Consider the following 22,665-nt stretch of genomic DNA (forward strand, 5'->3'; position numbering starts at 1 on the left):
GCGGGCCGTCCGGGTCGGGTCCCTGGTCCTCCCGTGGAGGGACGCGGTGCTCCGGGTCTGCCACCCCGCACCCGGAGCCGGGACGGCCCGCCGCCGCACCACCATCGCCGGGAGCGGGACCCCTTGGCATCAGGGGAAACCCTTGATCCCGCGGGCTGGCCGTGCCCGGCGTTGTCATGGGAACCGGCGCCGCCTACGGTGCCTCCTCGTGACGGCAGACACTGACCCCGCCCTCCCCGACAGGCCCGCGCCGGCCGCGGCCGCACACGCCGCCGGCGTGCTGGAGCGCGAGGGGCGGGTGGCGCTCGCCGGCCCCTGGGGCGCGGGGAAGACCACCGTCCTGGAGGACGTGCTGCGCACCGGGCGCGCGGGCTCCGGCTCCGATCCGGAGCGGACCGTGCTGCGCGTCACCACCGTCGAAGAGGACCGCGCGCACGTCTTCGGCGCGCTCGCCCAGATGCTGTCCCACTGCGGCCCGGCCCAGCTCGCGGCGCTCTCCGCCCGGCAGAACGAGGTGGTCGACCGGATCCTGCACCGGGGCGCCCGCGCCGCCGGCGAACCGCTCGCCGCCTCCGAGCAGTTGCCCGCCCGCCTCGCGGTGACCGCGCTGCTCGCGTCGGGCCGCTGGATCCTGGCCGTGGACGGGGCCCAGTGGCTCGACCCGGCCAGCGCCGACGTCCTCGGCTACGCCCTGCGCACCCTCGCCGCACCCGGGCTCACCGCGATCGTCACCGAACGCGTCCACGGCCGGGCCCAGGCCGCCGCCCGGCTGCTCGGGGGCCATCCCGCCCAGATCGACGTGGACCCGCTCGACGCGGAGGAGACGGCCGCCCTGCTCCACGCGCACGGCCTGCCCACCCGCTGGGCGGGCCCCCTGCAGAGCCACTGCGGCGGCCACCCCCTGCTGACCTCCGTGTCCTGTACGGCACTCGCCCGGCTGCCCGCGTCCCAGCGGCTCCGGCCCGCCCTGACCGGGCCGACCGTCGACGCGGCCGGGGCCTGGCTGCGCTCCACGCTCGGTGAGGACGCCCGGCACACCCTGATGCTCGCCGCCCTGACGAGCCGGCCCTCGCTGCCGCTCCTGCTGAGGGCGGGCCGCTCCGACGCCGAGGAACACCTCGCCCAGGCGCAGTCCGCCGGGGTGGTGAGCGTGGACCCGGGCAGCGCGGTCCGCTTCACGGCGGCGGCCCTGGCCCTGGCCGCCGCCCGCTCCGGGGCCAGGCCCCTGCGCGCGGCCGCCCACCTGACGCTGGCACGGGCCGTCGGGGATCCCGTCCACGAGGTGCGCCACCGGGCCCTGGCCGCGGACCTGCCCGACCAGGGACTGGCCGAGGACACCGAGACCGCGGCCGCCACCGCCAAGGAGGCCGGCGAACGGGCCCTGGCCGCCGAACTGTTCCTCCTCGCCGCCGAGATCACCCCGCCGGCCCGCTCCGCCCCGCGCATCCGCAGGCTCTCGTACGCCGCCCAGGAGGCGGCCTGCGCCGGCTCCGTCGACATCGCCCGGCAGGCGGCCGACGCCCTCACCGCCAGCAGGGCCGAGCCCACCGACCAGGTCACCGCGCTGCTCGCCGTGGTCGACGCCCACGGCCAGGCCGTCGCCGATCTGGAACCGCTGCTCGCGCGCTGCCGGGAACTGGCGGCCGGCCGGCCCGGCCTCCTCGCCGCCGTCGAACTCCGCGCGGCCATCGCCGCCAACGTCGCCCACGCGGCCCCGGAGCGGGCCCTGCGCGCGGCCGGCCGGGCCGCCGAACTCGCCGCCGGCGGCGAGCACCGCGCCCTGCGGGCGGCCGCGCTGACCATGCGCGCCCGGATGGAACGCGTCCTCGGCACCGCCGACGCACCGGGCACCCTTGCCGAGGCCCTCGCCCTGGGGATCCCGGCCCAGCACTCCGGGATCCGCAACAGCGCCCAGTACCTCGCCGCCCGGCACGCCGTCTTCGACGACCGGCTGGCCGAAGCGCGCGAACGGCTCCTGGAATTGCTGGCCCTCGCCGAGCACGAGGGCGACGCCGAGGACCTGGTGGACATCTGGCGCAGCCTCGCCGAGGTCGACACCCGGCTCGGGGCCTGCGCCCCGGCGCTCGCCTGGGCCGATCAGGCCGTACGGCTGTCCACCGGGGCGGGGCTGTCCATGGGCCCCGCCTGGTACACCGCGGCGCTGACGCAGAGCGCCGCCGGATCCTTCGCGGCCGCCCTGCGCACCGCCTCCTGCGGGGCCCGCGCCTCGCAGGAGGAGGGTGACGGACTGTACGTGTCGCGCAACCTCTGGGTCAGGGGCGCGGTCCAGCTGCACACCGGGGACGTCGACGGCGCCGTGGCCTCGCTCACGGCCGTCGCCGAGGCCGAGCGGCACGTCCCCTCGGCGGACCCCGGGATGTTCCGCTGGCAGCCGGACGCCGTGGAGGCCTTCACCTGCGCGGGCCGGACCGACCTGGCCCGCGCCCTGCTGGAGCGCTCCCGGCCCGCCGCGGGCACGGCCGGAGCCGGCTCGGGGCCGGGAGCGGCGCTGGACCGCGCCCACGGGATCCTGCTGGCCCGCGGCGGCGAAGTGGAGGAGGCGAGCGGCCTGCTGCACCGCACGGCGGCCGCCTTCGAAGAGCTGGGGCTCCCGCTGGAGCAGGCCCGTACGCTCCTCGCCCTGGGCCGGGTCGAGCGGGCCCGCAGGCGCCAGGCGGCCGCCCGCGCGGCCTGGGAGGCGGCCCGGGCCGTCTTCGACGACACCGGCGCCCGCCCCTGGCAGGAGCTCACGCGGGAGCTGCTCGACCGGGCGGGCGGACCGGGGCAGGCCGCGGGCCCGGCACCGGGCGCGAGCAGGCTGACGGAGTCCGAGTCGCGCCTGGCGGACCTCATCTGCCAGGGGGCCACCAACCAGCAGGCCGCCCAGCACATGTTCATCTCGGTGAAGACCGTCGAGGGCATGCTGAGCCGCGTCTACCGCAAGCTCGGCGTGCGCTCCCGCACCCAGCTCGCGGCGGCCCGCGCCGCCGCGGCCCCGGGCCGGGACGCACGGACGCCCCCGGAGTGACCTGGGGTCACTCCGGGGGCGTCCGGTGGATCGGTCCTGCGGGGCCTCGGAGGATCAGGCCACCGGAGCCGGGTAGGTCGGGTACTCGACGCCGGACACGTGCTGGACCACACGGATGACCTGGCAGGAGTAGCCGAACTCGTTGTCGTACCAGAGGTAGAGGATGGCGTTGTCGCCGTCCACCTTGGTGGCGCCCGCGTCGACGATCGAGGAGTGGCGCGAACCGACGAAGTCCATGGAGACCGCGTCGGGAGCGGTGGTGAAGTCGATCTGGCGCTTGAGCGGCGAGTGCAGCGAGACGTCGCGGAGGTAGTCGAGGACCTCTTCGCGGGTGGTCTCACGGCCCAGGCGCAGGCTCAGGATGGCGATCGAGACGTCCGGGACGGGGACGCGGATCGAGCTGCCGGTGATCGGCGCCTTGAGGTCCGGCAGCGCCTTGGCGACGGCGGAGGCGGCGCCGGTCTCGGTGATGACCATGTTCAGCGGCGCGGAGCGGCCGCGACGGTCGGCCTTGTGGTAGTTGTCCAGCAGGTTCTGGTCGTTCGTGAACGAGTGGACGGTCTCCACGTGACCGCGCAGGACACCGTACTCGTCGTCCATGGCCTTGAGCGGCGGGACGATCGCGTTGGTGGTGCAGGAGGCGCAGGACAGGATCTGCTCGTCCGGCTTGATCGTGTCGTGGTTGACACCGTGCACGATGTTGGGGACGTCGCCCTTGCCCGGAGCCGTCAGGACGACCTTGTCGATACCGGGGCGCAGGTGCTTGGACAGGCCCTCGCGGTCGCGCCACTTGCCGGTGTTGTCGATCAGGATGGCGTCCTTGATCCCGTACACCGTGTAGTCGACCTCGGACGGGTCGTTGGCGTAGATCACCTTGATCTCGTTGCCGTTGGCGACGATCGTGCTGGTCGCCTCGTCCACGGTGATCGTGCCCTGGAACTGGCCGTGGATCGAGTCGCGGCGCAGCAGCGAGGCGCGCTTGACCAGGTCCGCCTCGCCGCCGCCGCGGACGACGATGGCGCGCAGGCGCAGGCCGTTGCCGGAGCCGGCCTTTTCGATCAGCAGGCGGGCGACGAGGCGGCCGATGCGGCCGAAGCCGTAGAGGACGACGTCGCGGCCTTCGCCGCGCTCGATCTTGTTCTCACCCGTGGCACCGGCGACGGCGAGAGCGGTGAACTCCTCCACCGAGAGGCCGCGCTCGTCGGTCGCGTACGTCGCGGCGAGCATGCCGAGGTCGATCTGCGAGGGACCGAGGTCCAGCGTGGTGAGCGCCTGCAGGAACGGCAGGGTCTCGGTGACCGAGAGCTCCTCGCCGTCGATCTGCCGGGCGAAGCGGTGGGTCTTGAGAATGCTGACCACGGACTTGTTCACCAGGGAGCGGCTGTGGAGCAGGATCGTGACGTCCCGCTCGCGGTGCAGCTTCCCGATGATCGGGATCATCGACTCCGCGATCTCCTCGCGGTTCTTCCAGTTGGTGAACGAGTCGTCGTCTTTGACAGTCACAGATCATATCTTTCGAGCTAGGCGGCGCTCATATGCTAACCCGTGCCCGATTCGGGACTTCAAGCACCCCCTGGGCATCCTTTCAGCCCTCGCTCAGCCCTCGGTCCGCTGGGTCACGGGGGCATTGCTCTCGTCGCCCAGGAACTCGTACCAGCGGCGCTGCAGGCACAGGTAACGGGTGTCCGCCTCGGCCAGCGCGAGGAAGGAGTCGACCGTGTCGGCCAGCCGCTCGCGCAGCCCCGCGTCGGTCAGCTCCCCGTCCTCGCCGAAGGCCGAGTGCGCCATGGCGAGGCTGAACATGTCGGGGTACACCCGGGCCCCGAGGTGTTCCAGCGGGACCCGCAGCGCCCAGAGCCCCCGGTTCCCGCCGACCATCGACGGGGAGGCGGAGACCAGCAGGGTCTGCTTGTCCTTGAAGGGCTGCGGCCGGAACCGGGACACCCAGTCGACGGCGTTCTTCAGCACACCGGGCACGGAGGCGTTGTACTCGGGCGAGGCGATCACCAGGGCCTGCGCGGCGAGCAGCCGCTCGCGCAGGGCGGCGGAACCGGGGGGCTGGCCGCCGGCCTGCTCGTCGTCACCGTCGTAGGTGGGCATCACGAAGTCCCCGATCCGGGCGAGGTCGGCGACGGCGCCCGACCGCTCGACCTGGCCGGCGACGAGCGCGGCCAGCCGGGCGTTCACCGAGCCCTCGCGGGAGGATCCCGCGAGGACGAGGACCCGTAGCGCCTCGGATCCCGTGGTCGCGTCCGGGGCGGCGGGGGCGGCCGGATCCGTCGGGAACTTCGGGCTCTGGGGCTGGTTCGCATCGGTCACGTGCGGGACCGTACGGGACCCGGCGGGGGGCCGCGCGGAGCGGCGCACGGGCTGTCACCCGGACGGGGTCAGTTGGCGCTCCAGCCGCCGTCCAGGGGCAGCGAGGTGCCCGTCACGTAACCGGTGTGCGGACCGCACAGCCAGGCGGCGGCCGCCGCCACCTCCTCGGGCTCGATGAGCCGCTTGATCGGCGAGCGGGTCAGCAGCACCTCGGAGAGCACGTCCCCGGCGTCGATGCCGTGGGCGGCGGCCTGGTCCAGGATCTGCCCTTCCACCAGGGGGGTGCGGACGTAGCCGGGGCTGATGCAGTTGCTGGTCACCCCGTACGGGGCCCCCTCGATCGCGGTGACCTTGCTCAGCCCCTCCAGGGCGTGCTTGGCGGCCACGTAGGCCGATTTGTACGCGCTGGCGCGCAGCCCGTGCACGCTGGAGATGTTGACCACCCGGCCCCAGCGGGCGGCGTACATGTGCGGCAGCACGTGGCGCAGCAGCAGGAAGGGAGCGGTGACCATCACCTGCTGGATCAGGGCGAACCGCTCCGGCGGGAACTCGGTGATCGGGGCGACGTGCTGCAGCCCGGCGCTGTTGACCAGGATGTCGACGGCGGCGGGCAGCTCCCCGACGGCGGCGGGATCGGCCAGGTCCACGGCGTGGGCGTGCCCGCCGACCAGGCCGGCGACGGTCTTTGCGGCCGCCGCGTCGATGTCGGCCACGTGCACGACGGCCCCGGCCTCGGCCAGGGCCACCGCGCACGCCCGGCCGATGCCGCTGCCGCCGCCCGTCACCAGGGCGACGCGCCGGAGCAGACCGGTGGGGGAAGGAAGTTCGCTCGTCATGGCCGGAAGCGTAGGGAGGGCCGCGGGTGGCGCCCACGGTGCCGCACCCCACACTCGGCGCCGCCCGTATGGAGCCGGCCACCATGCGGGCCGGCGGTCTACGGGGCGGGGCGCGGGCGTCCTCAGGCGCCGAGCGGGCAGCTGGTCAGCAGGGTCGCGGGGGTGGCCGCCGGATCCCGGGGCACGGTGCGGCCGAGCGGTGGCCGCGCCCCGCGGCCGATCCACTCCTCCAGGGCGGTGAAGGCGGCGCGGTGGCAGGGGGTGAGGGGGCGCAGCCGGTCGGGGAAGGAGTCGACGAGCGAGTCCACGTGGGTGCCGCCCTCGATCCGGTAGTAGCGCATCAGGCTCCCGCGGCCGGCCCGGCGGACCATCTCGGCGTAGACGTCGGAGTCCCGGGAGATGGGGAGCAGCACGTCGAGGGTGCCGTGCAGGGTGATCAGCGGTTTGCCGATCCGGCCGGTGAGCCCGATCCGCTGGACCGCGCGGCGGACCTCCGCCGGCCGGTCGGCGTAGGCGTAGTCGGCGTCACAGGCCGGGGTGCCGGGCGCGCAGAAGGGGGTTCCGGCCTCGGCCGGACCGTCGAAGCCCGGATCGAACTCCTCGCGGTAGATCCGCTGGGTGAGGTCCCAGTAGTAGCTGTGGTGGAAGGGCCACAGGAACTCGGAGCCGGCCGGGAAACCGGCGGCGAGCATCGCCTGGTGCGCCGGCCCGGCCTGCGGGCCGCCGGCCGCGTAGGCGGGGTAGGCGGTCAGGGCCGGGGGCAGGAAGGTGAGCAGGTTGGGGCCGTCGGCCCGCCACAGGGTGCCCTCCCAGTCCACCCCGCCGTCGTACAGCTCCGGGTGGTTCTCCAGCTGCCAGCGCACGAGGTAGCCCCCGTTGGACATGCCCGTCGCCAGGGTGCGGTCCGGGGCCCGGCGGTAGCGCTGCGCGACGACCGCGCGGGCGGCCCGGGTCAGCTCGGTGACCCGGGTGTTCCACTCGGCGACGGCGTCCCCGGGAGTCCGTCCGTCGCGATGGAAGGCGACCCCGGTGTTGCCCTTGTCGGTGGCGGCGAAGGCGTAGCCGCGCGCGAGCACCCAGTCGCCGATGGCCCGGTCGTTGGCGTACTGCTCGCGCACGCCCGGGGAACCGGCGACGACGAGTCCGCCGTTCCAGCGGTCGGGCAGCCGGATCACGAACTGCGCGTCGTGGTTCCAGCCGTGGTTGGTGTTGGGGACGGCGGCCGGGGCGGCGGTGTCGGGGAAGTAGCCGTCGATCTGGATGCCGGGCACACCGGTCGGGACGGACAGGTCCTTGGGGGTGAGGCCGGCCCAGTCGGCGGGATCGGTGTGCCCGGAGGCCACGGTGCCCGCCGTGGTCAACTCGTCCAGGCAATCCGCCTGTTGGTGTTCGGCTCCCGGTACGTGGAGCCGGGCGAGGCGGGCGCAGTGCGCGTCGGCCCCGCCGGCGGCGGCCGGGGGAGCGGGGAGCGCCAGCAGGGCCGAGGCCAGGAGGACGACGGCCGCGGTGGCGGTGGAGGTGAAGGGACGGATGGCCGGTGGCACGGGAAGCCTCCAGAGGGCGTACGGGAACGGGGGATTGCGGGGGAAGGGAGGGGGCGGTTCAGGGGCAGCCGGCGTCGGCGATGACGTAGTAGCCGGCGGGCGCCTCCCTCAAGGTGTGGGTGACGTAGAGGTTGTAGAGGCCCAGGTTCTGTCCCGAGCCCTTGGCGTAGGCGTAGCTCCCGTCGGTGGTGGCCCGGCCCGCCTGCACCTGCCGGTAGTTGTCGGCCTTCCAGCACGCCGCGGGCGCGCCGGTCGTGCTCGCCGTGAGCGGCGCGGAGCGGGCCCCGGGCGTTCCCGTGCCGTCGCGGGCTGCCACGGTCCAGGTGTGGCCCGTACCGGGGGCGAGGCCGCCGTCGGTGTGCGGGGGGCCGGCCGGGGTGGCGACCTGGACCCCGTCCCGGTAGAGGGCGTAGTCGGCGGCGCCGGGCACCCGGTCCCAGGTGAGGGTGACGGAGGAGTCGCCGACGGCGGAGGCGGCCAGACCGGAGGGTGCGGGCAGGGTGCCGGGATCCGGGTCGGGGTCGGGCGTGGAGCCGTCCAGGTGGAAGAACTTCGAGATCCAGTGGGCGGAGCAGATCGAGGTGAGGAAGTACGCCGCCCCGGTGTGCCCGCACTGTCCGGGACCGGAGCCCGGATCCACCGGGGTGCCGTGCCCGATGCCGGGGACCCGGTCCACCTCGACGACCACCGTGCCGTCGGTCGCCGCGTACTCCTCCTGGCGGGTCGCGTCGGGCCCGATGACGGAGGTGCGGGTGGGGGTCTGCGGGATCCCGTGCAGGGCCGTCCACTGGTCGCGCAGTTCGTCGGCGTTGCGGGGGACGACGGTGGTGTCGGCGTCGCCGTGCCAGATCGCGACGCGCGGCCAGGGGCCGGTCCACGAAGGATGGGCGTCGCGGACCAACTGGGCCCAGGCGGCGGGCGACTTGTCCACCCCGGGGTTCATGCAGGTGTAGGGGCTGCCGCCCTTGGCGCAGTCGTAGGGCAGCCCGGCGATCACCGCCCCGGCCGCGAACACGTCCGGGTAGGCCGCGAGCATCACGGAGGTCATGGCGCCGCCGGCCGACAGGCCCGTGACGAAGGTGCGGGCGGGGTCGGCGGAGTAGGCGGAGACGGCGTGGGCGGCCATCTGCCGGATGGACGCGGCTTCGCCCTGGCCGCGCCGGTTGTCCGCGGCCTGGAACCAGTTGAAGCACTTGTTGAGGTTGTTCGCGGAGCTGGTCTCCGCGAAGACGACCAGGAACCCGTCGCGGTCGGCGAGTTCGGGCAGTCCGGAGTTGTCCGCGTAGGTCTGGGCGTTCTGGGTGCAGCCGTGCAGGGCGATCACCACGGGCGGCTCGGCGGGGAGGGAGGCCGGGCGGTAGACGTACATGGAGAGCTGCCCGGGATTGGCCCCGAAGGCGGTGACCCGCTGGAGCGTGACGGCCGCGGCGGCCGGGGCGGCGGGACCGGCCACCACCCCGCCCACGGCCAGGAGCACCAGGGCGAGCAGGCGTGCGAGGGCCCGGGTGCGGAACGGTCTGCTGCGGAAGGACATGGCGGCTCCCTGAGGCGGCGGGCAGGGGGCGGGCCCGTCGTCCGGGGCCCGCGGTGCCCGCCACCGTAGGAGCGGCCCGCCCGGCCGCGGCATGGCGTGGACCGCCACAGTCGGAACCCCGCTTGACCGGTCCGCGAGGGTTGCGGGAGACCCCGCCCGCTGCTAACGGCCCGCCGTTCAGATGGCCGCCACCCCGAGCTCCGCCTCCGTCGCCGTGCGGACCTCGTCCAGGGAGACCCCGGGAGCCAGTTCGCGGAGCAGGAACCCCTCCGGGGTGATGTCGAGGACCGCCAGGTCGGTGATGACCCGCTGGACGACGCCCCGCCCGGTCAGCGGCAGCGTGCACCGCTCCACGAGCTTCGGCGTGCCGTCCCTGGCGGTGTGCTCCATCAGCACGATCACCCTGCGCGCGCCGTGCACCAGGTCCATCGCGCCGCCCATCCCCTTGACCATCTTCCCGGGGATCATCCAGTTGGCCAGGTCTCCGGCGGCCGACACCTGCATGGCGCCCAGCACGGCCGCGTCCACGTGCCCGCCGCGGATCATGCCGAAGGACAGCGCGGAGTCGAAGAACGAGGCGCCCGGCCGGACCGTGACCGTCTCCTTGCCCGCGTTGATCAGGTCCGGGTCCACCCCGTCGGCCGCAGGGTACGGGCCCACGCCGAGGATGCCGTTCTCCGACTGGAGCACCACCTCGACCCCCGGCGGCAGGTGGTTGGGGATGAGGGTCGGCAGGCCGATCCCCAGGTTCACGTACGTACCGTCCGTCAGCTCGCGGGCGGCGCGGGCCGCCATCTGCTCACGCGTCAGAGCCATGTCACACGCCGCCTTGCTGCTCGGGGAGGAGGGAGGCCACCGGGACGGCCCCGACCGTGCTTGCCGTCCGGACCGTTCGGCGCTCGACGCGCCGCTCCGCCGCCGGATCACCGGGCCGCACGCGGACCACCCGCTGGACGAAGACGCCGGGCAGATGGACACTGTCCGGATCCAGCTCTCCCGGCTCGACCAGCTCCTCCACCTCGGCGATGGTGACGCGCCCCGCCATGGCGGCGAGGGGATTGAAGTTGCGTGCCGAGGAATGGAAGACCAGGTTGCCGTGCCGGTCCCCGGCCGCCGCCCGCACCAGGGCGAAATCCGTGGTGATGCCCTCCTCCAGGAGGTACTCCCGGCCGCCCCAACTGCGCAGCTCCTTGGGCGGCGAGGCCACGGCGACGCCCCCGTCGGCGCGGTAGCGCCACGGCAGGCCCCCCTCCGCCACCTGCGTACCGGCCCCGGCCGGGGTGTAGAACGCCGGGATGCCCGCGCCGCCGGCCCGCAGCCGCTCGGCGAGGGTGCCCTGAGGGACGAGCTCCACCTCCAGTTCGCCGCTCAGGTACTGGCGGGCGAACTCCTTGTTCTCGCCCACGTACGAGCTCGTCATGCGGGCGATCCTGCCCTCGCGCAGCAGCAGCCCCAGACCCCAGTCGTCCACCCCGCAGTTGTTCGACACCACGTTCAGGCCGCGTACCTCGGCGCGCTCCAGCAGCGCGCCGATCAGCACGCCCGGCACCCCGCACAGGCCGAAGCCGCCCACCGCGAGCGAGGCTCCGGCGGGGATGTCCGCCACCGCCCCCGCCGCGTCGGCGACTTCCTTGTCCAGCCCCATCGCACACCCTCCTCCGTCCGGCCCGTGGCCGCCGGCCACCCGAACGGGCCGGCGCGGTCGGGCCGGCCCGACCGACCCTAGGAACCGCCGGCCCGCCCTGGCCATGGCCGCCGGACACACACCGGACCCCCCGGCTGTGTGGTCCCGGAGCCGGGGGCGGAATCGGGGAACCGGCGGGGCGGCGGGTACGTCACAGTCGTGCTGCCGATCCGGCACCGGAGAACGAAGGGGACAGATGGTGCGTCGAACCACCGATACAGGCCTGCGGGTTGTGAGGGCGAAGGCGGCCGTGGCCGTCGCGGCCGTACTGCTTCTCACCGGCTGCGGGAACGCGGTCGTGGCCGACCCGGTCGACCCCGGCGGGAAGGCCGTCCAGCCCGGGCAGGCCGCCCCGGCCAAGACGGCCGGGGCATGCCCGGAGGCCGACCTCACCGGACCGCAGGCGGCGCCGACGCTGATCGACGGCACCCCGGCCAACACCCCCGAGGGCGAGCGGCTCTCGACGGCGATCGGCGCACAGGGCGAGGGCGCCTTCGCCGACATCTACTCCAGCCAGATCACCGACCATCCGGCCGGCCGGGTCGCCCTGTGCGTCACCGACCTCGCCCGCGGCCGGCTCCTGGTGGAGGCCGCGCACGCGGCGGACCCGGAGGCGGACCCCGCACGGGCCGACCTGTACCTGAGCCCGTACTCGCAGCGCACGCTCCAGGCCGCCGCCGACAAACTCGTCGGGCTGAAGGCCGAATTCCCGCTCTACAGCACCGCCGCCGCCCGCGGCGCGGTCGTGGAGGTCACCACCAACAAGGCGGGCGCCGCCTCCGCCGCGTTCAAGGCCCTGCTGGAGAAGGCCACGGGCGGCATCCCCGTAGAGGTCGAGCAGGGCGAGCAGCCCACCCTGCTGGAGGCCACGCTGCCCGCCGCACACTGACCGGCCACGGCTACGAGGTCCGTCCCGCGTCCGGTCCTGCCTCCGCCTCCGCTTCAGCGCGTACGAGCAGTTCCGCCATCGCCGCCCGGGGGAGCGACGGGTTGGCCGCCGCGGCCCCGGCCGTCTCCGGTGCACCGTGCGCGAGGAGGTCCGCGAGGACGGGCGCGGACAGGGCGGGCCGGCGTGCGGCATCGGCCCGGGCCCTGGGCTCCGACAGGCACGCGAGCAGCGCGGCCTCGGGGGCGTTCGGGTGTACGGCGATCTCCCGGAGGGCGCGCCGCACGGGCGGATCGTGCCGGGCCAGGTCCGTCAGCAGGGCGGGTGACGCGTCCGGGTTGGCCGCGACCCGCGCGAGGACCCGTACGCCGTGCCGTGCCACCATCGCGCGCAGCCTGACCCCGGACAGGCCGGGGTGCGGGGCGACGCATGCGACGACGGCCGCATCAGGGTCCCCGGCCAGGGCGTCGCGCACCTCCGCCGAAAGGCTCCGGCTCCGGGCCGCCAGTGCGCGTACCGCGGCGTGCGGGGAGGCGGCCAGCTCGGCGAGCTCGCTCGGGGTGGCGGCGGCGACCCTCGGCAGCGGTCTGCCGGTGAGCCGGACCGTCCGGGACAGCTCCGCGAGCACGTCGAGCGGGACGTTCGGGTGGTCGGCCAGCACGCGGCGCACACCGGCGTCCCTGGCTGCGTCCCCGGCCATCGCGCGGATGAGCGGCCCGCCGAGCGCCGGGTTCCCCGCGACCTCCAGCCGGACGGCCGGGATCGGGTCCGCGGCCAGTCGGGCGTACAACTCCTGCGGCAGGTCGGTCCGTTCGGCGAGCGCCCAGCGGACGAGCATCGACGGGTGGCCGGCCAGGGCGGCCGCGACCCCGGTGGGGGTGGCGGGATTGCGCGCGGCACGCTGGAGCGTGTCGTGCACGGTGGACTCGTGGCCGCCCGCACAGGCGGCTCCGCCGGGCAGTTCGCAGTCCCGTCGCGGGCAGTGGGGATCGTGCGTGAACGGGATCTCCTCGCGGTCGCAGACCAGGCAGGACAGCGCGGGGGCGAGCCCCTCCCCGGTGATCAGCGCGGCCAGGGCGGCCGACGGGACCGCCTCGTTGAGCGCGGTCGCCATCCGGACCTCGGCGTGCGGGTGCGCCGCCAGGCGGGCGGCGAGAGCCGGATCGGTGGTCCAGAGGCCGAGTTCGGCGACGACCGACACGTCCGGATCCGCCGCGAGTGTCTCCTGGACGTCGAGCGGCAGCCCGGGCCGGGAGGCGAGCTGACGGCGGGTCTCCCGGTCGGGATGGGCGGCGAGCACCCGGGCCCACTCGGGCAGCCCGAGCCCCTCGTCGAGCAGGGCGAGGGCCACCGGGGGCCGGTCGAGCGGGTCCACGCCGGCGGGATCCAGCTGCCCGGCGTGCGCGAGCCGGATCGCCGCCGACTCGTTGGCGGCCAGGGCCCTGACCTGGCCGGAGGTGAGGTCGGTGCGCTCGGCCAGCGCGCAGGCGAGCTCCCCGTCCGGATCGGGGACGCGGCCCGCGAGGCCGGTGAGCCGGTCGAGTAGGTCGGCGGGCAGGGCCGGATTCGCGGCGAGGCCGCACAGGAGCGGGATCACGGGCGGACCGCCCCGGCCAGGGCCTCGGTCAGGGCCGCGGCGTGGGGATGCGGGCGGCGCCGGCGCGGCGACAGCACGCCGATGTGCCGTGCGGGGCAAGGGGGTTCGACCGGCACGACGGCGACACCGCCGGGATCCCCGGCCCCTGCCCCGGGATCCCCGGCCACGCCGCGGGGATCGCCGGCCCTGTCCTCGGCCTCGGCCCCGCTGCCGGCCCCGCTGCCGCTCCCGGCCCCGCTCCCGCTCCCGCTCTCGGTCCCGCTCCCGGCCCCGGCCCCGGTCCCGGTCCCGCTCCCGGCCCCGGTCCTGGCCCCGGCCTCGGCCCCGGCCCACTGCCCCAGTGCGACCTGGGGGATCAGTGCGACGCCGACGCCCGCCGCGACGAGGGAGCGGGCGAAGAAGTAGTCCGTGGTGGAAGCCGCCACCCGGAGGGTGAAACCGGCCCGCTCCGCGTACCGGCGGAGGTACGCCTCGGTCTTGAGGCAGCCCAGCACCCAGCGCTCGGAGGCGAGTTCGGCCGGAGCGATCGACGCGCGCTCCGCGAAGGCGTGCCCCGGGGGCAGGACCAGCGCCAGCGGGTCCTCCATCAGCGGCAGCCAGTCGAGCGCCGCCTCCGGCCCCAGCGGCAGCGGCCCGTCGAAGTGGTAGGTCAGCGCGAGATCGGCGGCGCCCGAGCGGACCATGGGCACGGCCTCCTCCGGCTCGGCCTCCAGGACCGTCAGCTCCACCTCCGGACGGTCCGCGACGAACCGGGCGAGCGCGCCCGGCAGCAGCCTCCGGCCGCCGCTCACGAAGGTGGCGACCGTCAGCCGCGGGCGCTCGGCCGTGACCCGGTCGATCTCGTGGCGCACCCGGTCGAGCTTGGCCGACACCGCTTCCGCCGCCTCCACCAGCAGCCGGCCCGGCTCGGTGAGCGTGATCCCGCGCGTACTGCGCACGGCGACGGGGTGGCCGAGGCTCCGCTCCAGCGCCGCGATGTGCTGGGACACGGCCGAGGGCGTGAGGAGCAGCGCCCCGGCGGCCTTGTTGAAGCTGCCGTGCTCGGCCACGGCGCGCAGGACGCGCAGCCGCTGCACATCGATCATCAGTTTCCCTTACGACGCGAACAGCATTCCGGTAGTTCCGCTGGCGACGGTACAGCGGCAGAGTCCCGGACATGAAGAAGATTCTCGTCATCGGCGGAAGCCGCTACTTCGGAAAGCACCTGGTCACCCTGGAGCGGGACGCCGGCAACGAGGTGACCGTCCTCAACCGGGGCTCCGCCGCCCCGCCCCGGGGCGTCGGCCACCTGATCGCCGACCGGGAGGACGAAGCGGGGCTCCGCGCGGCCCTGGGGGAGCGCACCTTCGACGTGGTCTTCGACCAGGTCTGCTACACGCCCGGGCAGGCGGAGACCGCCCGCCGGGTCTTCGCCGGACGCACGGGGCGGTACGTGATGACCTCGACGATCGAGGTCCACGACCCCGCGCCGCCCACCCCGGAGGCCCGCGCCTACGCCGAGGGCAAGCGGCGGGCCGAGGAGGTCCTGGGGGCGGAGCCCGCCCTCGGCCACGTGGCCGTGCGCACCGCGCACGTGCTCGGCGGCGGGCGCGCGGAGTTCACCGGCCGGCTCGCGCACTACGTGGAGCGGATCGGCGCAGGGGTTCCGGTGGCCGTGCACGAAGCCCCGTACCCCACCTCCTTCATCCACCACCACGAGATCGCCGGGTTCCTGCACTGGGCCGGGCAACAGGCCTTCACCGGGCCGGTGAACGCCGCCTCGCACGGGGAACTCGACGTGCTCGGCCTGTCGCAGGCCGTCGCCGAGCGGGTCGGCCGGGCGCCGCGCCTGCGGACGGTACCGGCCGGGTCCGAGGCCTCGCCCTTCTCCTTCGACCGCGCCTACGCGATGGACAACGGCCGGGCCGCCGCCCTCGGCTTCCGCTTCGGCCGGATCGAGGACTGGCTCCCGGATGCCATCGGGGAGACGACTTAGCGGTCCCCGGCCCGGCGCTCCAAGGGAGTTGCTACTGCCGAGTTGTTCACACTGAAGGTGACGCTTCCCGCCCGGTAGCGGTCGTCGGACCACTCGATCGGGCGGCCCGTGCGGGTCGCGGAGACGTGCCGCTGGCGCAAAAGCGGGCTCCCCCGGCGGATCTCCAGCAGCCGGGCGTCCTCGCTGCCGGCGGGAAGCGCGTCGATGAGGTGTTCCCCGTAGTGGGCGACGATCCCGGACTCGTTCGCGAGCCCGTCCATCACCGAGCGGCAGTCCTCGGGCATCGCCTCGACCGCCGCCGCCACCCAGTCCGCGTAGGCCGTCCGCTCGACCATCGTCGGCTCCCCGTCGAGCAGCCGGAGCCGCAGTACGGCGAGGATCTCCGTGCCGGGCGGCAGGGCCAGCCGGTCGGCCTCCTCGGCGGTGGCCGGGCGGCGGGTGCGCGACAGGAACCGGCTCGCGGCCTGGTGGCCGACGCCTTCGGCCCACTGGGCGAAGCTGTTGAGCTCGCCGAAGCTGTGCTTGCGCTCGTGGCGCAGGACGATCCTGCGGGCCCCCTGCCGGGAGCCGATCAACCCCTCCGCGGCGAGCGTGGCCACGGCCTGGCGGACCGTCCCGCGGGAGGCCGACCAGCGCGCCGCCAGATCGCTCTCCGAGGGCAGCTGGGCACCCACCGGGTACTCGCCGGAGAGGATCGACCGGCGCAGCGCCTCGGCGATCTCCAGATACCGCACCGTCCCCATGCCGCTCCCGCCTCCCCGTGTCGTCAGTGGTGTCGTCCCGCCAGTGGTGATGCCCGTCGTGACTGTGCTCGCCAGCCTAGGGCGACCGGGGTCTGAAGATCATCATGCGGGTCTGCAGTCACGATCGGATCCGGCCAATCCCGGTCTTCCTCGAGTCGTGCACCGCGCGACAGCCGCCGTTCACCGTCCGTACAGTGCCCCAGGGCGAACTGGAGCCAACTTGTTCAGACAAGTGAACCCCTGCCAAGGATCCAGTCTCCGGGAGAGACCGTGCTCAGTTCCTCCGCCCGTCGCGGTGCGGCCGTTCTGCTCAGTGCCGCCGTGCTCACCACGCTCAGCGCGTGCGGCGCCGCACCCGACCAGTCCGCCGGCTCCGCCGGTGGCGACGGCAAGAACAAGACCCAGCCGGGCGCCGCCACCTCGGTCGCCGACTTCGGCGGGCTGGAGGGCCTCGTCGCGGCCGCCGAGAAGGAGGGTGAGCTCAACGTCATCGCGCTGCCCGCCGACTGGGCGAACTACGGCGAGATCCAGAAGGCGTTCCAGGCGAAGTACCCCAAGATCAAGATCAACGCCGAGAACCCGGACGCCTCCAGCGCCGACGAGATCGCCGCGGTCAAGTCCCGCAAGGGCCAGACCCGCGCCCCCGACGTCCTGGACCTCGGCATCGCCTTCGCCCGCAGCGGCGCCGCTGAGAACCTCTTCGCCCCGTACAAGGTCACCGCCTGGGACAAGATCCCCGCCGCCCAGAAGGACGCGGACGGCCGCTGGTACAACGACTACGGCGGCTACGTCTCCATCGGCTGCGACGCCGCCCGCATCCCGAACTGCCCGCAGTCCTTCGCCGACCTGGCCAAGCCCGAGTACAAGGGCAAGGTCGCCCTCAACGGCAACCCGACCAAGTCCGGCTCCGCCTTCGGCGGCGTCTACGCGGCGGCCCTCGCCAACAAGGGCTCCTTCGCGGACATCCAGCCCGGCATCGACTTCTTCGGGCAGCTGAAGAAGAGCGGGAACTTCATCCCCGTCGAGTCCACCCCGGCCACCGTCGAGAAGGGCGAGACCCCCATCTCGATCGACTGGGACTACCTGAACGCCGGCTACGCCGAGCAGTTCAAGGGCAAGGGCGTCGACTGGAAGGTGGCCATCCCCACCGACGGCGTCTACGCCCAGTACTACTCGCAGGCCATCAACAAGGACGCCCCGCACCCGGCGGCCTCCCGCCTGTGGATGGAGTTCCTGTACAGCACCGAGGGTCAGAACCTCTGGCTGGGGGGCTACGCCCGCCCCGTGCTGCTGCCCGCCATGACCCAGGACGGCACCGTCGACAAGGAAGCCGTCACCAAGCTCCCGCAGGTCCAGGGCACCCCGTCCTTCCCGGCCTCCACCGAGCTGGACAAGGCCAAGGCCACCCTCTCCGAGAAGTGGGACAAGGCCCTCAGCTGATGTCCGCCTCCTCCACCACCCCCCACTCGACGGGGACCGCCGGCGGCAGCACCACCCGCCGCCGGCGGCGCGGCCCGCGCACCTGGCTCGCCGCCCTCCCCCTCCTCGCCTTCACCGGGCTCTGCTTCGGCGTCCCGCTGGGCGCCATCGCCTTCGGCGCGGTCACCCGTACCGACCCGGTCAGCGGCGCCACCCAAGTGACCGGCGAGCACCTGGCCCGCTCCCTCCAGGGGCCCTACCTCGGCTCGCTCACCGGCAGCGTCCAGCTCTCGGCCCTCACGGCGCTCGTCGCCGGGGTGCTCGGCGTCCTCATCGCGCAGGCCGTCGTCACCTCGCCCTCCCGGGCCCTGCGCGGAGCGGCGCTGACCGCCTCGGGCGTGCTCGCCAACTTCGGCGGGGTCCCGCTGGCCTTCGCGTTCATCGCCACCGTCGGGATCGCCGGGGTCGTCACCCAGCTCGCCGACCTGACCGGCCTCGGCTGGAACCTCTACTCCTTCACCGGCCTCACCGTGGTCTACCTCTACTTCCTGACCCCGCTGATGGTGCTGGTCACCGTCCCCGCGCTGGACGGGCTGCGCCCGCAGTGGCGCGAGGCCGCCCAGAACAGCGGGGCGAGCACAGGGCAGTTCTGGCGCCACGTCGGCCTGCCCGTCCTCGCACCCACCCTGCTCGGCGGGTTCGTGCTCCTCTTCGGCACGGCCTTCGCCGCGCACGCCACGGCCGCCGCCCTCGTCGGCGGCTCCGTCCCCCTGGTCACGCTCAAGATCGCGGACGCCCTGTCCGGGAACGTGCTGACCGGCCAGGAGAACGTGGCCCTGGCCCTCGGCCTCGACATGATCGTGATCGCCGGCCTGGTCATGGCGGTCTACCTGCCCCTCCAGCGACGGAGCGCCCGATGGCTGCGATGACCCCGACGCCCGCCCCCGAAGGCGGGGCGTCCCCGGCCGCTTCGAGCGCCACGGCCCCTACGGCCGGCTCGGACCCCACGGCCGCCACGGACCCCACGGCCGCCACGGACCCCACGGCCGCCACGGACCCCACGGCCGGCACGGCCGCCGGTCCGGCCCCTGCGGGCCGGACCGGGCAGCCCGACCGGCAGCGGGACCGGCAGGAGCCCGCGCCCCGCGCCCCGCGCCGGCTCCGCGCCCGGCCCCGGGTGTGGCGCGGAGCGGTGCTCGCGCTCGCGGGCGCGTACTTCCTCCTCCCGCTCCTCGCCTCCTTCGTGTTCACCGTGCACGTCCCCGGCCAGGGCATCAGCTTCGAGGCGTACACCCAGCTGCTCGGCGCCGAAGGGTTCACCGAGAGCCTGCTGCTCTCGCTGGGCCTCGCCGCCGCGACCATCGCCGCCTCGCTGCTCCTCGCCGTGCCCGCGCTGGTCGCCGTACGCATCGGCTCGCCGCGGCTGCGCCCGGTCGTGGAGGTGATGTGCATGATGCCGCTCGTGGTGCCGCCGATCGCCCTGGTCACCGGGATCACCACGGTGCTGCGCTGGGGTCCCGAGCACCTCTCCCGGACCCCGCTCTACCAGACCTTCCTCGCCGTCCAGAACCCGGACTTCCCCCTCGTCCTGGTCCTCGCGTACACCGTGCTCGCCCTGCCCTTCGTCTACCGCTCCCTCGACGCGGGACTGCGCGCCGTCGACGTCCCGACCCTGGTCGAAGCGGCCCGCAGCTGTGGCGCGAGCTGGCCGTACGTGGTCCTGCGCGTGATCCTGCCGAACCTGCGGGCCGCCCTCGCCGGAGCCGCCTTCCTCACGCTGGCCCTGGTCCTCGGCGAGTTCACCATCGCCTCGCTCCTCGGCTTCCAGCCCTTCGCCGTGTGGATCGTGTCGATCTCGGGAGCGCACGCCCGCATGTCGGTGGCCGTCTCCGTCCTCAGCCTCCTCATCACCTGGCTGCTGTTGCTCCTCCTCTCCCGGGCCGGAACCGCCCCCGCTACCGTGGCCCCCGGGTCCTCGCGCAACTCCCGTACCTCCCGCATCCCCCGCACCTTCCGCAAGGAGTCCTGACCCGCATGTCCCTCACCCTTCCCGAGGCCAGGAAGCCCGCGGATAGCGACACGGCACCCGGCGGAGCGCGCGTCGAATTCCGTGGTCTGCGCCGGGCGTTCGGCTCCACCGTCGCCCTCGACGGACTCGACCTCACCATCGAGCCCGGCGAACTCGTCGCCCTGCTCGGCCCGTCGGGCTGCGGAAAGACCACCGCGCTGCGCGTCGTCGCCGGCTTCGAACAGCCCGACTCCGGCGAAGTCCTCCTCGACGGCCAGGACATCACGCGGGTCCCGGCCAACCGCCGCGACGCCGGAATGGTGTTCCAGTCGTACAGCCTCTTCCCGAACCTCAACGCCCGCGACAACGTCGCCTTCGGCCTGCGCGTCCGCAAGGTCGGCGCGGCCGCCCGCCGCGAGCGCGCCGCCGAACTCCTCGACCTGGTAGGCCTCCCCGACCACGGCGACCGGTACCCGCACCAGATGTCCGGCGGCCAGCAGCAGCGCGTCGCGCTCGCCCGCGCCCTCGCCCTGCGCCCCCGCGTCCTGCTGCTCGACGAGCCGCTCTCCGCGCTCGACGCGAAGGTGCGGTCCGGTCTGCGCGAGGAGATCCGCCGCCTCCAGCTCTCCCTGGGCATCACCACCGTGTTCGTCACGCACGACCAGGAGGAGGCGCTGTCCATGGCCGACCGGGTCGCCGTGCTCAACGCGGGCCGCCTGGAACAGTGCGCCGCCCCGGCCGAGCTGTACGAGCGGCCCGCGACCCCCTTCGTCGCCGAGTTCGTCGGCACCATGAACCGGCTCCCCGGACGGCTGTCCGGCTCCGGCACGGTGGAGGTGGCCGGCTCCCGGCTGCCGGTGGACGGCCCGGTGCCCTCCACCCCGGACGTCGAGGTGCTCGTACGACCTGAGAACATCACGGTGACGGCGGCTCCGGACAGCGCCGAGGGGGCGGCCACCGTCGTATCGGCCTCCTTCTTCGGGGCGGTGACCCGGCTCCACCTGGATCTGCCCGACGGCAGCCGGATCAAGGCCGACCTGCCCTCGCGCGAGGCCGGAGCGCTCGTACCGGGCGCACGGGCGGCCGTGGGACTGGCCGAACGCCCCGTCCTCGTCGTCGCCACCACGGCCGCCACGGCCACCGCCACAGCCCCAGGGGATGCTTCATGACCGAACTCGCCGCCGTTCTCTTCGACATGGACGGCACCCTCGTCGACACCGAGGTGCTGTGGTGGCGGACCACCGCGGAGACCGCCGCCGGCCTGGGCCACGAACTGACCGACGCGGACGCGCCCGAGGTGGTCGGCCGGGCGGTGGAGGACACCGCGGCGCACCTCGTACGGGTCTCCGGCGCCGGGGACGTGCGGGAGGTGGCCCGGGTCCTGACCGACGCGTTCTTCGCCCGGGTCGAGGAAGGCGCGCCGATGCGGCCGGGCGCGCAGCGGCTGCTGACCGCCCTGGAGGCGGAGGGCCTGCCGTTCGCGCTGGTCAGCGCCTCGCCGCGGGTGGTCGTGGACTCGGTGGTGGGAGGCTCGCTGGCCCACGTGCCCTTCGCCTTCACCCTGTCCGCCGACGACACGTCACGGACGAAGCCGCACCCCGATCCCTACCGGGCCGCCGCCGCCCGCCTCGGCGCGGAGCCGTGGCGGTGCGTGGCCGTCGAGGACTCCCCGGACGGCGCGGCCTCGGCGGAGGCGGCCGGCTGCGGAGTGCTGGTGGTCCCCTCCCTGCTGGAGGTCCCCGCCTCGCCGGTACGCACCTTCGCGCCCTCCCTCACGGAGGTCACTCCGGCCACCCTGCGGGCCTGCCTGGTCGCGCCGCTGGGGGTCTGACGGGGTGGGCGGAGCTCAGACCGCCAGGTCGAGCAGGCTCAGGATGCCCTCCGCGTAGGCGGCCGTCTCGGAGCCCGGGCACCGCGCCGCAGCGGCGCGCAGCCCGGGCGCGCCGGAGCGGATGTGCGCGGCGCACTGGCCGTACAGGCCGGCCTCGTGCGAGGAGCCGTCGTCCTCGGCGCCGAGCAGCCGCAGCAGCGCCCACAGCAGGGCCTCGCGCGTCAGCTGCCGGGGCGGGCCGGCGGACCAGACGGCCATCAGCACCCCGCACACCGCCGGGGCGGGCGGCCGCAGCACGCCGGTGTGGAAGGCGTGGCCCTCCAGGGCGCGGAACGCGGCCGGGTGCCCCTCGGCCGCGTCCCACAAGGTGTCCACGAGATGCCCCGCCGGGCGGCCGCAGCCGCATTCGACGGAGTTCCAGTCGTGCCGGGCGATCTCCCGGGCCACCGCGTCGGGCACCAGCGGACTGGTGCGGGGCTGCTTGTCCGTCGTTCTCACGGGAGAAGTATGGGATCAGGCCGGTGGCCCGTCCAGAGCGGCCCTCGGGCTGAGACCTAGCGGTCTTCCCGGGGAGGCCGAGCGGCCCTCCCCAGGAAGGGCCGGCGCCGTACCCTGGCCGTTCGGGCACCCGTGCCCTGGCTTGTCAGGCGCCGTGCCCCTGGCAGCCGCAGCCCTTCGCCGCCGCACGCGGCAGCCCCTCGGTGAACTCGCTCTGCGAGAAGACCGCGAGGACCGTCGCCGGCTCCGAGCCGTGGTTGACCAGGGTGATCTCCTTGCCGGCCGGCAGCATCGCGAAGGTGCCCGGGGCCACCGTCTTGGCTCCGCACCCGCACGAGGCCTCCACCGTCCCGGTGACGCCCGTGAGCAGCAGCTCGGACGCCCCGTGCGCGTGGGCCGGGATCGTCCCGCCGGCCGGCACCTGGATCCGGACGGCCGCGAGGTCTCGGAACGGACCGCCCGCCGGGTCGAGGCGCAGGGCCGGGCCGCCGGCGGCGGTGTCGGGGGTGGTGTCGATGGTCATGCCGAACATGGGTGGTTCCTCTACGCGTTGGTGTGCGGCTCCCGCCGCGCGGGCGGGGCCACGGCCACCGGGCCTTCCGGTCACGGTTCGAATTTAGACGACCGGCATCATCTCAATACCGGGTGGAACGTCCCGACCTCCCGGGCCTTTAGGCCGTCTCTTCCGGATCTTGCCTGGCCCGCGCCGCCCGGCACCGCACCTCGCCGCGCTGCCGGGGCACCCGAGTACGTCCAGTACGCG

General features: G+C 74.6%; 20 protein-coding genes. 8 read left to right on the forward strand and 12 right to left on the reverse strand.

The genetic code is table 11. The annotated features are described in order from the left end of the window. Nucleotides 1–208 precede the first annotated feature (208 nt). Entirely contained in the window at nucleotides 209–3,028 is a 2,820-nt protein-coding gene (locus NLX94_RS07750) for a LuxR family transcriptional regulator (RefSeq protein WP_254381836.1), read from the forward strand. A gap of 54 nt (nucleotides 3,029–3,082) precedes the next feature. Here NLX94_RS07750 and NLX94_RS07755 read toward each other — a convergent pair whose 3' ends face one another. The 7 genes from NLX94_RS07755 to NLX94_RS07785 form a co-directional block, all read right to left on the reverse strand. Next, nucleotides 3,083–4,531 (reverse strand): glyceraldehyde-3-phosphate dehydrogenase, encoded by a 1,449-nt coding sequence (locus tag NLX94_RS07755; RefSeq protein ID WP_254381837.1) that lies wholly within the window; start codon nucleotides 4,529–4,531, stop codon nucleotides 3,083–3,085. Between the two features lie 93 nt (nucleotides 4,532–4,624). After that, nucleotides 4,625–5,347, reverse strand: a complete 723-nt coding sequence (locus NLX94_RS07760) for an NAD(P)H-dependent oxidoreductase (protein ID WP_308402400.1) — start codon at nucleotides 5,345–5,347, stop codon at nucleotides 4,625–4,627. 68 nt (nucleotides 5,348–5,415) lie between these two features. Continuing rightward, nucleotides 5,416–6,183, reverse strand: coding sequence for a 3-hydroxybutyrate dehydrogenase (locus NLX94_RS07765; RefSeq protein WP_254381838.1), 768 nt, complete (start codon nucleotides 6,181–6,183; stop codon nucleotides 5,416–5,418). A gap of 122 nt (nucleotides 6,184–6,305) precedes the next feature. Then, a complete protein-coding gene (locus NLX94_RS07770) occupies nucleotides 6,306–7,727 on the reverse strand; it encodes a 3-hydroxybutyrate oligomer hydrolase family protein (protein ID WP_254381839.1) in 1,422 nt (473 codons plus the stop codon). Nucleotides 7,728–7,785: 58 nt separating this feature from the next. Then, the gene (locus tag NLX94_RS07775; RefSeq protein WP_254381840.1) at nucleotides 7,786–9,261 is read right to left on the reverse strand and encodes a PHB depolymerase family esterase; all 1,476 of its coding nucleotides are present in this window, start codon (nucleotides 9,259–9,261) and stop codon (nucleotides 7,786–7,788) included. Between the two features lie 177 nt (nucleotides 9,262–9,438). Next, a complete protein-coding gene (locus NLX94_RS07780) occupies nucleotides 9,439–10,077 on the reverse strand; it encodes a CoA transferase subunit B (protein ID WP_254381841.1) in 639 nt (212 codons plus the stop codon). Between the two features lies 1 nt (nucleotide 10,078). Then, a complete protein-coding gene (locus NLX94_RS07785; protein ID WP_254381842.1) occupies nucleotides 10,079–10,906 on the reverse strand; it encodes a CoA transferase subunit A in 828 nt (275 codons plus the stop codon). Between the two features lie 271 nt (nucleotides 10,907–11,177). On the opposite strand from NLX94_RS07785, the gene NLX94_RS07790 reads away from it, so the two are divergent. Further along, nucleotides 11,178–11,834, forward strand: coding sequence for a hypothetical protein (locus tag NLX94_RS07790; RefSeq protein WP_254381900.1), 657 nt, complete (start codon nucleotides 11,178–11,180; stop codon nucleotides 11,832–11,834). Between the two features lie 10 nt (nucleotides 11,835–11,844). Here the strand turns inward: NLX94_RS07790 and NLX94_RS07795 are convergent, their stop codons facing one another. Next, on the reverse strand, nucleotides 11,845–13,428 hold the full coding sequence (locus NLX94_RS07795) for a hypothetical protein (protein ID WP_254381843.1): 1,584 nt from the start codon (nucleotides 13,426–13,428) through the stop codon (nucleotides 11,845–11,847). After that, on the reverse strand, nucleotides 13,425–14,513 hold the full coding sequence (locus NLX94_RS07800; protein ID WP_308402401.1) for a LysR family transcriptional regulator: 1,089 nt from the start codon (nucleotides 14,511–14,513) through the stop codon (nucleotides 13,425–13,427). Before NLX94_RS07800 ends, NLX94_RS07795 begins: the two co-directional genes overlap by 4 nt. A gap of 71 nt (nucleotides 14,514–14,584) precedes the next feature. Between NLX94_RS07800 and NLX94_RS07805 the strand changes: the two genes are divergently transcribed. Continuing rightward, on the forward strand, nucleotides 14,585–15,403 hold the full coding sequence (locus NLX94_RS07805) for a reductase (protein WP_254381844.1): 819 nt from the start codon (nucleotides 14,585–14,587) through the stop codon (nucleotides 15,401–15,403). On the opposite strand, the gene NLX94_RS07810 is transcribed toward NLX94_RS07805, so the two are convergent. After that, entirely contained in the window at nucleotides 15,400–16,146 is a 747-nt protein-coding gene (locus NLX94_RS07810; protein WP_254381845.1) for a GntR family transcriptional regulator, read from the reverse strand. The two genes, NLX94_RS07805 and NLX94_RS07810, sit on opposite strands and share 4 nt — an antisense overlap. A gap of 270 nt (nucleotides 16,147–16,416) precedes the next feature. Here NLX94_RS07810 and NLX94_RS07815 point away from each other — a divergent pair, with 270 nt between their 5' ends. The 5 genes from NLX94_RS07815 to NLX94_RS07835 all read left to right on the forward strand — a co-directional run bounded on the left by NLX94_RS07815 (nucleotide 16,417) and on the right by NLX94_RS07835 (nucleotide 21,404). Further along, a complete protein-coding gene (locus NLX94_RS07815) occupies nucleotides 16,417–17,586 on the forward strand; it encodes an ABC transporter substrate-binding protein (RefSeq protein WP_374683915.1) in 1,170 nt (389 codons plus the stop codon). Further along, complete coding sequence (locus NLX94_RS07820; RefSeq protein ID WP_254381846.1) at nucleotides 17,586–18,494, forward strand: ABC transporter permease subunit; 909 nt, start codon at nucleotides 17,586–17,588, stop codon at nucleotides 18,492–18,494. The genes NLX94_RS07815 and NLX94_RS07820 overlap by 1 nt, the downstream gene beginning before the upstream one ends. Before the next feature lie 248 nt (nucleotides 18,495–18,742). Next, nucleotides 18,743–19,594, forward strand: a complete 852-nt coding sequence (locus NLX94_RS07825) for an ABC transporter permease (RefSeq protein WP_374683922.1) — start codon at nucleotides 18,743–18,745, stop codon at nucleotides 19,592–19,594. 5 nt (nucleotides 19,595–19,599) lie between these two features. Next, the gene (locus tag NLX94_RS07830) at nucleotides 19,600–20,742 is read left to right on the forward strand and encodes an ABC transporter ATP-binding protein (protein WP_254381847.1); all 1,143 of its coding nucleotides are present in this window, start codon (nucleotides 19,600–19,602) and stop codon (nucleotides 20,740–20,742) included. Next, nucleotides 20,739–21,404 (forward strand): HAD family phosphatase, encoded by a 666-nt coding sequence (locus NLX94_RS07835; protein ID WP_254381848.1) that lies wholly within the window; start codon nucleotides 20,739–20,741, stop codon nucleotides 21,402–21,404. The genes NLX94_RS07830 and NLX94_RS07835 overlap by 4 nt, the downstream gene beginning before the upstream one ends. A 15-nt stretch (nucleotides 21,405–21,419) precedes the next feature. Here NLX94_RS07835 and NLX94_RS07840 read toward each other — a convergent pair whose 3' ends face one another. Both NLX94_RS07840 and NLX94_RS07845 read right to left on the reverse strand, forming a co-directional pair. After that, a complete protein-coding gene (locus tag NLX94_RS07840) occupies nucleotides 21,420–21,902 on the reverse strand; it encodes a hypothetical protein (RefSeq protein ID WP_254381849.1) in 483 nt (160 codons plus the stop codon). A gap of 145 nt (nucleotides 21,903–22,047) precedes the next feature. Next, nucleotides 22,048–22,434 carry a cupin domain-containing protein gene (locus NLX94_RS07845; protein WP_254381850.1) on the reverse strand — a complete coding sequence of 129 codons (387 nt, stop codon included), beginning with the start codon at nucleotides 22,432–22,434 and terminating at the stop codon, nucleotides 22,048–22,050. Nucleotides 22,435–22,665 lie beyond the last annotated feature (231 nt).

The organism is Streptomyces sp. TBY4, from assembly GCF_024213195.1.
Lineage (GTDB): Bacteria > Actinomycetota > Actinomycetes > Streptomycetales > Streptomycetaceae > Streptomyces.